Source organism: Maritimibacter sp. HL-12, assembly GCF_900177545.1.
Taxonomy (GTDB): Bacteria; Pseudomonadota; Alphaproteobacteria; order Rhodobacterales; family Rhodobacteraceae; genus Sinisalibacter.
Window position 1 is genome coordinate 3358949 of record NZ_FXBQ01000001.1, and the last position, 12594, is coordinate 3371542.

The window sequence follows — 12594 nt, forward strand, 5'->3', positions numbered from 1 at the left end:
CGGGCCTCCCTAGCCCTCAGCCGATTCGGCCGGTGATGTAGCTTTCGGTGCGCGGATCGGTGGGGTTGGTGAAGATCGTGTCGGTGTCGCCGTATTCGACGAGATAGCCGAGGTGGAAGAACGCCGTTTTCTGGCTCACCCGCGCGGCCTGTTGCATCGAGTGGGTGACGATCACCACGGAGAAGTTCTGCTTGAGCTCGTCGATCAGTTCCTCGACCTGCGCGGTGGCGATCGGGTCGAGCGCGGAGCAGGGTTCGTCCATCAGGAGCACTTCCGGAGCGGTGGCCACCGAGCGGGCGATGCACAGGCGCTGCTGCTGGCCGCCGGAAAGGCCGGTGCCGGGCTCCTGGAGGCGGTCCTTCACCTCGTCCCAGAGCGCGCCCCGGCGCAGCGACATTTCCACGATCTCGTCGAGTTCAGCCTTGTTGCGCGCGAGCCCGTGGATGCGCGGGCCGTAGGCAATATTGTCGTAGATCGACTTGGGGAAGGGGTTGGGCTTCTGGAACACCATGCCCACCTTGGCGCGCAGCTGTACCGGGTCGACCTTCGGATCATAGATGTCCTCGCCGTCGAGCGTGAGCGAGCCTTCCACCCGGCAGCCCGGGATGGTGTCGTTCATCCGGTTGAGCGCGCGCAGGAAGGTGGACTTGCCGCAGCCCGAGGGGCCGATAAAGGAGGTCACGGTCTTGTCGAGAATATCCACGCTCACGTCCTTGATCGCGTGGGTCTCGCCATAGAAGACCTGCACGTCGCGGGTCTCGAATTTCACGTCCATCTGGTCCACCAGCTTGCGTCCTTCTATGTTGTCTTTCATGTCGGCCCCCTGCTCTTACCAGCGACGCTCGAAGCGACGACGCAGAAGGATCGCGGCGATGTTCATCACCACCAGGAAGACGAGCAGCACGATGATCGCTCCCGAGGCGCGTTCGACGAAGGCGGGGTCGCCGCGCTGCGTCCAGTTGTAGACCTGCACGGGCAGCGCCGCGGCGGGGTCGAAGAAGCCCTCCGGCGGCCCGGCGGGATATTCGCGCACGAAGGCCACCATGCCGATCAGCAGCAGCGGCGCGGTTTCGCCGAGCGCCTGGGCAAGGCCGATGATCGTGCCGGTGAGGATGCCCGGCATCGCCAGCGGGAGAACGTGGTGAAACACGGTCTGCATCTTCGAAGCCCCCACCCCGAGCGCCGCTTCTCGGATCGAGGGCGGAACGGACTTCAGCGAGGCGCGGGTGGCGATGATGATCGTAGGCAGGGTCATCAGCGTGAGCACCAGCCCGCCCACCACCGGCGCCGATTGCGGCAGCCCGGCGAAATTGATGAAGATTGCGAGGCCGAGAATGCCGAAGACGATCGAGGGCACCGCGGCGAGGTTGGAGATGTTCACCTCGATGAGGTCGGTGAAGCGGTTCTGCGGCGCGAATTCCTCGAGGTAGATCGAGGCCGCCACGCCGAGTGGCAGCGACAGAACCAGCACGATCAGCATCATGTAGGCAGATCCGATGATCGCAACACCAAGCCCCGCCGCTTCCGGCCGCGTGTCTGAGGCGTCGGGCGCGGTGAAGAAGTCCCAGTTGAAGCGGACCTTGACCACGCCCGCCTCGCGCAGCCGGTCGGCCAATTCGAGTTGGGCGGGGCTCACGTTTCGGTCGCGCTCGGCCGATTCCATCGTCACCCGCCCCTTGAAATAGCCGTCGATCCGGCCGCCGGCGAGCACTTCGAAGGGCGCGGTCTGGCCGATGCGCTCGACATCGGCGAGCACGAAGTTGCGCACCTGCGCCGGGGCCTCCTTGGAGAGCATCTCGGCCACCTCCTTCTCGGAGATCCCGTCGAGCGAGACGCCGGATTTCTCGATCGCCTCCATGAAGCCCTGTTCGATCAGGGGTTTGTAGCCGAAGGTCGAGACCTTGGAGATCTGGGCACGGTCGCGGTTGCCTTCCTTGTCGAGCTTGGCCGGGTCAAGGTAGACCTCGATGTCGATATAGGTCTGGCGGAAGGACGAAAGCCCGCTCGACAGGATCGAGGCCAGCAGGCCCACCAGCGCGAGAACCCCGATCGCCACCGCGATCTTGCCCAGCAGCCGGAAGCGCGCCTCGGAGGCATTGCGCTTGCGGGTGCGCGCATCGACGGCGAGCAAGGACTTGCCGCCATGCGAATCGCGAGCGATGCCATCGGCCCCGTTGGAATGCGGCATGTCGGTCATTCGTATTGCTCCCGGTATTTGCGCACAATGTAGAGCGCGAGCACGTTGAGCCCCAGCGTGAAGACGAAGAGCGTAAGCCCGAGGGCGAAGGCCACGAGGGTTTCGGGGCTGGCAAACTCGGTGTCGCCGGTGAGCTGGCTCACGATCTTCACCGTCACCGTCGTCATGGCTTCCAGCGGATTGAGCCCGAGCCGGGCCGCGGCCCCTGCCCCCATCACCACGATCATGGTTTCACCAATCGCCCGCGAGGCGGCGAGCAGGATCGCCCCCACCACGCCGGGCAGCGCGGCGGGAAGGATCACCTGCTTGACGGTTTCCGATTGCGTGGCACCGAGGGCATAGGAACCGTCGCGCATGGCCTGCGGCACCGCGTTGATGATGTCGTCCGAGAGCGAGGAGACGAAGGGAATGAGCATGATCCCCATCACGAGGCCCGCGGTCAGCACCGACGAGGAGGAATTGCCGAGCCCCAGCGGCTGGGCCAGCCAGTCGCGCAGGAAGGGGCCGACGGTGATCAGCGCGAACAGGCCGTAGACGATGGTGGGAATGCCCGCGAGCACCTCGATGGCGGGCTTGGCGAAGCCGCGCACGCGCTTGCCCGCGTATTCCGAAAGGTAGATCGCGATCATCAGCCCGATCGGCACGGCCACGAGCAGCGCCACGAGGGAGACGTAGAGCGTGCCCCAGAGCAGCGGAATGATCCCGAGGTCGGAGCCGCCGCGGAACTGCGGATTCCAGGTCGTGGAGAAGAAGAAGTCGCGCGCCGGATACATCTTGAAGAAATTAAAGGTCTCGAGCAGCAGCGAGGCGACGATGCCCACGGTGGTGAGCACGGCCACGGTCGAGGCCCCCAGAAGCAGCGCCTTCACGAAGCTCTCGGAGGCGTTGCGCGCCCGCTGCGCGGGCGAGATCCGCGTGAACGACCAGACGAGTAAGCCGAGCGCCACCAGCAGAACGGCGCCGGTCATCAGAGCGCGCCCGGTGCTGGTATTGTCGCGATAGAGCTTGGCGGCCTCGAAAACCGGCGGTTGCACGTCGCTGCCGAGCGCGACCCCGACCTCGCCGAGCCGGGTGCGCACATCGACGAAATCGGCGCGCATGTCGGTGAGGTCGTCTTCGGAGAACCGCCCCGCGGACATCAGCGCGTCGAGCCCGTCGGCGATGCGCCGAACGTCCGACATCACGAGGCTGCGCGAGCCGCCCTCGGGCACCACGCCGTCGGGGATGGTGGCGCTCACCCGGTTCTCGACAACGATCGGCTGCAAGAAGAGCCAGGCCAGCATCAGGAGCAGCGCCGGCACGGCGGTGAAAAGCAGGACCACCTGGCCGTAATACCCGGGGCGGGAATGCAGCTTGCGGGAATCGCCGGAGACAAGAGAGAGCGCCCTTTGGCGCCCGAGAATGAAACCCACCACCGCAATGGCGAGGACGATCAGTGCGAGGGTGCCTGTTGTCATCTGCCTTCCGCCTCGAAAAAGGAACGGGCGGCGCGAGTGACGCGCCGCCCGAGGTCTTGGCTCAGTTCAGCGGACCCATCGGGGTGCGGTTGGCAACCGCTTCCTGGGTCTTGGCGAGCTCGGGGTCCGACACGAGGCCGTAGGCCGCGAGCGGGCCATCGGGGCCGGCCATCTCGTCGGAGACGAAGAACTCGACATACTCCTGCATGCCCGGGATCACGTCGAGGTGCGCGTTCTTCACGTAGAAGAACAGCGGACGCGACACCGGGTATTCGCCGGTGGCGATGGTCTCGGTCGAGGGGGCGACGCCGCCCATGGTGGCGACCTGAAGCTTGTCGGTGTTGTTCTGGTAGAACGACAGGCCGAACACGCCGAAGCCGTTCGGGTTCGCGTCGACGCGGGCGAGCGTCTCGGTGTAGTCGCCGTCGATGTCGATCGACACGCCATCGGTGCGCACCTGCATGCAGGCATCTTCCGCATCCTCGGCGCCGGCGGCCTCGTGGGCGGCCATGGTGCCGTTCTCTTCGCAGCCGGCGATCAGAACGTTCTCGTCGAACACTTCACGGGTGCCGTGCTTGGTGCCCGGGATGAAGGCGAGGATTTCCTGCTCCGGCAGGTCCGCGCGCACGTCCGACCACATCTTGTTGGGGTTATCGACGAGGGCACCGTCAACCACAATCTTGGCGGCGAGGGCGGCGTGCCAGTCGGCCGGGGTGAAGGCGAAAGCCGGGCCGTCGATGTCGGACGCGAAGACGATGCCGTCGTAGCCGATGCGCACTTCCTGGATCTCGGTCACGCCGTTGGCGGCGCAGTTGTCGATGTCGGACTGCTTGATGCGCGACGACGAGTTGGCGATGTCGATGGTGTTCTCGCCCACGCCTTCGCAGAGTTTCTTGCGGCCAGCACCCGAGCCACCCGATTCGACGACCGGGGTCGGGAATTCGAAGTTCTCACCGAAGGCCTCGGCCACGATCGAGGCATAGGGCAGCACGGTTGAGGAACCCGCGATCTGGATGTTGTCACGCGCCTGAGCAGCGGTGGCGGCGAGCGCCGAGATCGCCAGCGTCGAGGCGGTCAGTTTCATGAAGGACATCTCTGTCTCCTGGAATTGGTTTCATCTCGGACGCGACCCGCGTCCTGCCGTGGTGTCTAGGTTGGATCGACAAAGGTTTTATGACGGGTATGTAACAATTGGATGACATCGGGGGGGCAGCGAGCAGGTGCGGTGTCACCACGCCGGCAAATATACTGTGAAAACGCTGCCCTGCCCTTGTTCGCTTTCGATCCGCAGCCGACCGCGATGCCGGTTGACGATATGCTTGACGATGGCAAGGCCCAGCCCGGTGCCCCCCATGTCGCGCGACCGGTGCGAATCGACCCGGTAGAATCGCTCGGTCAGGCGGCCGAGGTGGCGCGCGTCGATCCCCTCGCCGTTGTCGCGCACCGCGATCCTCAAACCCGGTCCGCGCAACAGCGGCGCCTCTTCGAGCCGGTCGAGCGACACGTCCACCACCCCGCCCTCGCGGCCATACTTGATCGCGTTCTCGATCAGGTTGCTGAACACCTGGGTGAGCTGGTCCGGATCGCCGGGGACCATTGCCGGGGCCTCGCAGCCGGTCACCGTGATGCTGACATTGCGTTTTTCCGCCTGCGGTGCCAGCCCCGCGGCGGCACGATGGAGCAGCGCGGCCACGTCGATGTCGGCCTCGGGCCGCATCCGCTCGACGTCCTCGACCCGGGCGAGTGACAACAGATCGTCCACCAGCCGGTTCATCCTGCCTGCCTCGCGCGCCATGATGTCGAGGAATCGGTCTTGCGCTTCGGGATCGTCGCGCGCGGGGCCGCGCAAGGTCTCGATGAACCCGGCGATGGCGGTGAGCGGGGTGCGCAACTCGTGGCTGACGTTGGCCACGAATTCCGACCGCCGCTCGCCGGCTTCGGCAAGGTGGGTGAGGTCTTCGAAAAAGATCAACAGCCCCTGCCCGGCCCCGTCCAGCGGTGAGATCGTCACCTTGTAACTGGTATCGCGCCCACCGGCCCGGCCAAGGTACTGGGTTTCGCGGCCCTGCCGGTCGGCAACGGCCGACTCGATCTGGTCGATCAGGGCGGGCTGGCGAAACGCGGTGATATAGTGACGCCGCAGGACTTCCGTGCCGAACAGCGCCGAAAGGCCCGGGTTGATCGCGGCAATGCGGCCTTCGCCGTCGATATAGGCGCAAGGCACCGGGGCGGCGGACACGAAATCGGCTGGCAACATGATGGGCTCCGGATTTGTCGTGACCATCGACCGGTCACCGGCCCATGTAAAGCCGCAATCCTCTGCAAGCGCGTGACTTTCTCATAACGAGACTGGACCTCATTGCCACTCGCCATATAATTGTTCTATGTCAATTCGCCCAATGAATGGTCGTGGTAGGGTTTCGGCATGAACGCGACGAGGAACAGGCAATCCAGGGAAGACCTGCATCATCCCGAAACCGGCGGGACCGCGCCGCATTCCGGCGTGGGGCCGCGGATCATCATCATCGGCACCCTCGCCCCGGCCGCGATCGCGAATCAGGGCGGCGACGCGGCGGGGATGATCGCACCCGAGGAGATCACCGCGGGGAACCTTGCCGCGCTGCGCCCTGACGTGGTGCTGACACCGCTGGTCGGGCCCGGGTTCGATTGCTTCGACGTCGCGCTCGCGCTTTGCGAGGCGGGCTACAGCGGACAACTGCGCGCCGTCGTGAACTTCGTGCCCAATCCCGCGCTGGTGCGGCGTGAAATCGCCTTCGCCTGCCCCGCGCTCGATTTCGACCTGATCGTGACCGGCCCGGCGCGTGCCGGCCATAGCGCGGCAGATCAGTAGATCATGTCGTAGTCGCCAGACCCGGTCGAGGCATAGTGGCGCTGCAGGCTGCGCAACGCGATGCGCAGCACGATCTTGCCGGACCGCGCCGGAAACTCCAGCCGATCCTCGATCTCTTCCATGCCCTCCTCATGGCAAACTGCGAGGATGACGCTTTCGGCAAGGTCGGGCCCAAGGGCGCGGATCGCGGCGGACAGGCTTTCCTCGGCCTCCAGCCGACGGGTCGGGGCGCTGCCGTTGGCAACCCGCCCCGACGAAACCCTGCCGGCGACCAGTTTGTCCCAGTCCCGGGTCACGCCACCGTTGATCGACGCGATCTCGTAGCTCTCGCGAAACCGGATCGCCGCGGCCACCAGTTCGGGCGGAAGGAAAAAACTGCCATCGGTCCGGCGTCGGCGCGCCAGCACGTGAAGCGGGGCATCCGCCCCCACCGGCCGACGACGGGGCTCGACACGGCGGGCCTTGGGCAACCGCGTCGGCGTGCCGGCGGCATCGTCTGATTGTCCGGCACCCGATGCCCGGCGCGATTCGGCCTCGGCAATGAGCCGCCCGGCTTCCGCGCGCCCTTCCGCCGTGATCGTATAACGCGCAATCCGGCCGACTTGCGTGCCCGCGATCAATTCGCGCAAGGCAAGCGCCTCGGCGACCTCGCGGCCCACCACGGCCCGGCGGATCGGCCGATCGTCGCCCGCGTTGTGCACCACCACCGCGTCCTCCACGCCTTCGGCGACCACCAGGAGGTTGCGAGGTTCGAGCAGCGCCCGGAGGGTGCGCAGGGTATCGCGCGCGAGGGTCTCGTCATCGATCGGAACGAAATGGGTCATGGTGCTGGGATCCTGTGCTGGGAGCGAAGTGGTGTTCACCCGCGCCCGCCAGCGCCACAGCCGCCCGAGGCGGGCCAGCGCGGTATCGGCGAGCGGGTCGTCGCGCAGGGTTTCGGTTCGGCGCACCTGTCTCAGCACAGTCGAGGGATGGCATCCCGCAGCACGGGCGAGCGCACGAATGCTCTCGCCGCCCTCGGTATGGGCGAGGTAGACCCGAACCGGCACCGGAAGCCAGCCGGGCACCATGTTCCTAGCGGACGCGCAACTCGCGTAGGCCATGCCCAAATCATCCCCCACTCAGGCTTCTCCCTCCTGGCCGCGCGATGAACGCCACAACCTGAAGGCGAGTTTAAACCAGACCCAATTAGGCCAAGAATGGTTACCGATACGTTAACCGCAGGCAACGAACCGATGATTGACCCTTATTGTTTATGGATTTCCGCACCCAGCGCGCGCTGCATCGCGGCTTCCCGCAACACCCGTGCCGGTTGTGGCATACCAAGGCGAATCAATCCTGGAGACCATCCCATGACCGACGTGACCGCCCTGCTTGCCGCCCTGCGCCGCCCGCGCCTCCTGATCCGCGCCGCCCGGTTCGGGCTGGCCGACTACCACCGCGCCCGTGACCTCAAACGGCTCATGCACCTGCCGGACGCGCCGGGGCCACGGGTTGCGGTCGACCGACTGATCGCGCAGGAAGCCGAGATGGAGGCGCGCCGAAAGGAAGGCGTGGCGGCCTATTCCCCGGCCCGCCACGTCGAGATCCTGATCGCGCTGATGGCCGAGGCGCGGCTGCTGCCCCGCCCCGGCACCGAGGCCTGATGGCCTCAGGTGAAACTGTCGGGCATCGAGGCCTTCTTCGCCTCGACGTAGGCCTTGAGGTCTGCGCGCACCGCCGGGTCGATCTGCGGCTCTTCGTAGTCACCCAGCAGTTTCACAACCCGGGCCGCGGCCAAGGTCATGGTATCGGGAGCCCCGTCCTCGTCCCAGGTCTCGTAGGGGCGATAGTCGAGCAGATCGGAGCGCCAGAAGGCGCTCTTGAAATTGGCCTGGGTATGGGCGCACCCGAGGTAATGCCCGCCCGGACCAACCTCGCGGATCGCGTCCATCGCCTGCGCCTCCTCGTCGATCGCCACGCCGGCGGCCATCTTGTGCAACGTGCCGAGCTGGTCGGCGTCCATCACGAATTTCTCGAAACTCGCCACCAGCCCGCCTTCGAGCCAGCCGCAGGCGTGCAGCATGAAGTTCACCCCGGCGAGCAACCCCATGTTGAGCGAGTTCGCAGATTCGTAGCCGGCCTGCGCGTCGGGCAGTTTCGAGCCGGTGAAACCGCCGGCGGAACGGTAGGGCAACCCGAGGCGGCGCGCGAGCTGGCCCGCGCCATAGGTGATCTGGCTCGCCTCGGGGGTGCCGAAGGTGGGCGCGCCCGAGTTCATGTCGATCGAGGTCACGAAGGCGCCCATGATCACCGGCGCACCGGGGCGGACGAGCTGGGAATAGGCCACCCCGGCCATTACTTCCGCCAGCACCTGGGTCAGCGTGCCCGCCACGCTCACCGGCGCCATCGCGCCGCCGACGATGAAGGGCGAGATGATGCAGGCCTGGTTCGCCGCGGCGTAGACCTCGAGCGCGCCCATCATCGTGGCGTCGAAGGTGAGCGGCGAGTTGATGTTGATCAGGCTCACCATCACGGTGTTCTGGTCGACGAAATCCTCGCCGAACAGGATCTTCGACATCTCGACGCTGTCGGCGGCACGGCTCGGCTCGGTGACCGACCCCATGTAGGGCTTGTCCGACAAGGTCATGTGGGCAAACAGCATGTCGAGGTGACGCTTGTTCACCGCGATGTCGGTTGGCTCGCAGACGGTGCCGCCCGAGTGGTGCAGCCATTTCGACATCTGGCCCAGTCGCACGAAGTTTTCAAAATCGGCCATCGTTGCGTAGCGCCGCCCGCCGGAGGCCTCGCGCACAAAGGGCGGGCCATAGACCGGCGCGAGCACCAGCCCCCGGCCCCCGATCTCGACCGATCTTGCCGGGTTGCGCGCCACTTGCGTGAAGCTCGAAGGCGCGGTGGCGCAGAGCTTGCGCGCAAGCCCGCGCGGGATGTGGACCCGGTCGCCGCGCACGTCGGCCCCGGCCGCGCGCCAGCGCTCGAGCGCGCCGGGGTTTTCGCTGAAGACCACGCCGATCTCTTCCAGGATGGTCTCGGCGTTGGCCTCGATGACCTCCAGCCCCGCCTCGTCGAGAATGTTCAGATCGGGAATGCGCCGCAGGATTGGCGGTGCGCCCTCGATGCGCTTGGTGGTGCGCTCGGCGCGGCGCGCGGCACCGCCGCCGCCGCTCCGTGTCCGCCTGCGTGCTGCCGTTTCGCTCATGGTTCGCTCTCCCCGTACCTGTCTGGCAACCATAAACCGCGCGGCTTGCCGCCGTGCGGCGGGATTGCGGCATTTGGCGCGCGAAAACGACATCGACGCACGGGTGACCGACCCGGTGCGCCTGCGGCGGGCGGGTCAAGGGGGGCTGTCTGCCCCCCTCTGGCTGCGCCATTCACCCCCCGAAGGTATTTCCGGACCCAAGAAACCGACAGCAACACCCCCCGCACGACGTGCGCACTGGGGGGCTTCTCAGGTCACGGCCAACGGCTCCTCAGCCTGTAGCGCAGAGGCGGTATGGCCCGTTAAGGTTAATGTTTCTGTGCTTCTTGGGTCGAAAAATACCTTCGGGGGGTGAGCGCGTCAGCGCGAGGGGGGCAGACAGCCCCCCTTACGCCCTTGCCACAGGCGTCGCACCGCCCTAATCAGCGCCAATGACCCAGCATGACCGCCTTCTCATCATCGACTTCGGCTCCCAGGTGACGCAGCTCATCGCGCGCCGCCTGCGCGAGCTCAACGTCTACTGCGAAATCCATCCCTACCAGAACGTCACCGACGCCTTCCTCGAAGACTTCGCGCCGAAAGCGGTGATCTTCTCCGGCGGCCCGGCCTCGGTGATCGACGAGAACAGCCCGCGTCCGCCGCGCTCGGTCTACGATCTCGGCGTGCCGATCCTCGGTATCTGCTATGGCCAGCAGGTGATGATGCAGGACCTTGGCGGCAAGGTCGAGCGCGGCCATGGCACCGCCGAGTTCGGCCGCGCCTATGTCGCGCCCAAGGGAAGCCAGATCGAGCTGCTGTTCGGCTGGTTCCTCGATGGCCGCGAGCAGGTCTGGATGAGCCACGGCGATCACGTGAGCGCGATCGCGCCGGGCTTCGAGGTTTTCGCCACTTCCCCCGGCGCGCCCTTCGCGATCACCGCAGATCTCGACCGGCGGTTCTTCGCGGTGCAGTTCCATCCCGAGGTGCATCACACTCCGAACGGCAAGACCTTCTACGAGAACTTCGTCCGCCTCGCCGGCTTCACGGGCGACTGGACGATGGGGGCCTACAAGGAAGAAGCGATCCGCGCGATCCGCGAACAGGTGGGTGACGCCCACGTGATCTGCGGGCTGTCGGGCGGGGTCGATTCTTCGGTCACGGCGGTGCTCCTGCACGAGGCGATCGGCGACCAGCTCACCTGCGTGTTCGTCGACCACGGGCTGCTCCGGCAGAACGAGGCCGAGGACGTGGTGCGGATGTTCCGCGATCACTACAACATGAAGCTGATCCACGCCGACGAGGCCGAGTTGTTTCTTGGCGAGCTTGACGGCGTGAGCGATCCCGAGACCAAGCGCAAGACCATCGGCCGGCTGTTCATCGACGTGTTCCAGAAATATGCGAGCGAGATCGAGGGCGCCGCCTTTCTCGCCCAGGGCACGCTCTACCCCGACGTGATCGAAAGCGTGAGCTTCGCCGGCGGACCGAGCGTGACGATCAAGAGCCACCACAATGTCGGCGGATTGCCGGAGAAGATGGGGCTGAAGCTGGTCGAACCGCTGCGCGAGCTGTTCAAGGACGAGGTGCGCGCGCTTGGCCACGAGCTTGGCCTGCCTGCGAGCTTCATCGGCCGACACCCCTTCCCCGGCCCCGGCCTCGCGATCCGCTGCCCTGGCGAGATCACCAGGCAGAAGCTCGAGATCCTGCGCAAGGCCGATGCGGTCTATATCGACCAGATCCGCAAGCACGGGCTCTACGACGAGATCTGGCAGGCCTTCGTGGCGATCCTGCCGGTGCGCACCGTGGGCGTGATGGGCGACGGGCGCACCTATGATTTCGCCTGTGCCCTGCGCGCCGTCACCTCCGTCGATGGGATGACCGCGGATTACTACCCGTTCTCCCACGAGTTCCTCGGCGAGACCGCGACCCGGATCATCAACGAGGTGCCGGGGATCAACCGGGTGACCTACGACATCACCTCGAAACCGCCGGGCACGATCGAGTGGGAGTGAAACCGGCAGGATGACCAGCACAACAGGCCGTCCATTGCCGATGAGCGACACCGCCACCGCGGCACTGTGGATGATCGGGGCGATCGCCTCCTTCACCACCATGGCCGTGGCCGGCCGCGCCGTCAGCCTCGATCATGACACCTTCGAGCTGATGTTCTACCGCTCGCTGGTGGGGATCGTCGTGGTTGTCGGCTTCGCCACCCTCACCGAGCGGCTGGGGCTGATCGGGCGGCGGCGGCTCGGGCTGCACCTGGTGCGCAACGTCAGCCATTTCACCGGCCAGAACCTGTGGTTCTTCGCGATCACCGCGGCTCCCCTGGCGCAGGTTTTCGCGCTCGAGTTCACCGCGCCGCTCTGGGCGCTGGTGCTCGCGCCGCTGTTTCTGAACGAGGCGATCACCCGCAGCCGTGCGCTGGCCGCGCTGGTCGGTTTCGTCGGCATTCTCGTGGTCACCCAGCCGTTCTCGGAACCGCTGACGCCGGGGGTGATCGCCGCGGCCGGGGCGGCGATCGGCTTTGCCGGGTCGGCGATCTTCACCCGGCGTCTGACCCGGACGGAAAACGTGCTTACCATCCTGTTCTGGCTCACCGTGATGCAAGCCGTGTTCGGGCTGGTGACCGCCGCTTGGGATGGCGATATCGCGCTGCCCACCGCCGCCGCCCTGCCCTGGCTGGTGCTGATCGGCCTTGCCGGTCTGCTCGCGCACCTGTGCCTGACCTCGGCGCTGAGGCTCGCCCCGGCGGCCGTGGTGATGCCGGTGGACTTCGTCCGCCTGCCGCTGATCGCGGTGATCGGCTGGCTGTTCTACGCCGAGGGGTTCGACGCGGCGGTGTTGCTCGGCGGCGGGCTGATCGTGGCCGCGAACTGGGTCAACCTGCGGATCGAGGCGCGGCGGCGATGAG

General features: G+C 66.4%; 11 protein-coding genes. 4 read left to right on the plus strand and 7 right to left on the minus strand.

The window, feature by feature from the left end; genetic code table 11:
* Positions 1-16: 16 nt before the first annotated feature.
* From pstB to B9Y97_RS16595, 5 genes are all read right to left on the minus strand, one after another.
* Entirely contained in the window at positions 17-775 is a 759-nt protein-coding gene (gene pstB / locus B9Y97_RS16575) for a phosphate ABC transporter ATP-binding protein PstB (protein WP_217809480.1), read from the minus strand.
* 54 nt (positions 776-829) lie between these two features.
* Positions 830-2188 carry a phosphate ABC transporter permease PstA gene (gene pstA, locus B9Y97_RS16580; RefSeq protein ID WP_139828445.1) on the minus strand — a complete coding sequence of 453 codons (1359 nt, stop codon included), beginning with the start codon at positions 2186-2188 and terminating at the stop codon, positions 830-832.
* 5 nt (positions 2189-2193) lie between these two features.
* On the minus strand, positions 2194-3654 hold the full coding sequence (gene pstC / locus B9Y97_RS16585) for a phosphate ABC transporter permease subunit PstC (protein WP_085527786.1): 1461 nt from the start codon (positions 3652-3654) through the stop codon (positions 2194-2196).
* Positions 3655-3715: 61 nt separating this feature from the next.
* Positions 3716-4747 (minus strand): substrate-binding domain-containing protein, encoded by a 1032-nt coding sequence (locus tag B9Y97_RS16590; protein ID WP_085527787.1) that lies wholly within the window; start codon positions 4745-4747, stop codon positions 3716-3718.
* A 135-nt stretch (positions 4748-4882) separates the two neighbouring features.
* A complete protein-coding gene (locus B9Y97_RS16595; RefSeq protein ID WP_085528321.1) occupies positions 4883-5911 on the minus strand; it encodes a sensor histidine kinase in 1029 nt (342 codons plus the stop codon).
* A 168-nt stretch (positions 5912-6079) separates the two neighbouring features.
* Between B9Y97_RS16595 and B9Y97_RS16600 the strand changes: the two genes are divergently transcribed.
* On the plus strand, positions 6080-6505 hold the full coding sequence (locus B9Y97_RS16600; RefSeq protein WP_085527788.1) for a hypothetical protein: 426 nt from the start codon (positions 6080-6082) through the stop codon (positions 6503-6505).
* Here the strand turns inward: B9Y97_RS16600 and B9Y97_RS16605 are convergent.
* Positions 6499-7626 carry a DUF6456 domain-containing protein gene (locus tag B9Y97_RS16605; RefSeq protein ID WP_139828355.1) on the minus strand — a complete coding sequence of 376 codons (1128 nt, stop codon included), beginning with the start codon at positions 7624-7626 and terminating at the stop codon, positions 6499-6501. The two genes, B9Y97_RS16600 and B9Y97_RS16605, sit on opposite strands and share 7 nt — an antisense overlap.
* Before the next feature lie 231 nt (positions 7627-7857).
* On the opposite strand from B9Y97_RS16605, the gene B9Y97_RS16610 reads away from it, so the two are divergent.
* Positions 7858-8151: a DUF6477 family protein gene (locus B9Y97_RS16610; protein WP_085527790.1), complete on the plus strand. Its 294-nt coding sequence runs from the start codon at positions 7858-7860 to the stop codon at positions 8149-8151.
* Positions 8152-8156: 5 nt separating this feature from the next.
* On the opposite strand, the gene B9Y97_RS16615 is transcribed toward B9Y97_RS16610, so the two are convergent.
* Positions 8157-9704: a trimethylamine methyltransferase family protein gene (locus tag B9Y97_RS16615; RefSeq protein WP_085527791.1), complete on the minus strand. Its 1548-nt coding sequence runs from the start codon at positions 9702-9704 to the stop codon at positions 8157-8159.
* Between the two features lie 431 nt (positions 9705-10135).
* Here B9Y97_RS16615 and guaA point away from each other — a divergent pair, with 431 nt between their 5' ends.
* Both guaA and B9Y97_RS16625 read left to right on the plus strand, forming a co-directional pair.
* Positions 10136-11692 (plus strand): glutamine-hydrolyzing GMP synthase, encoded by a 1557-nt coding sequence (gene guaA / locus B9Y97_RS16620; protein WP_085527792.1) that lies wholly within the window; start codon positions 10136-10138, stop codon positions 11690-11692.
* Positions 11693-11702: 10 nt separating this feature from the next.
* Positions 11703-12593 (plus strand): DMT family transporter, encoded by an 891-nt coding sequence (locus tag B9Y97_RS16625; RefSeq protein WP_254900948.1) that lies wholly within the window; start codon positions 11703-11705, stop codon positions 12591-12593.
* Position 12594 lies beyond the last annotated feature (1 nt).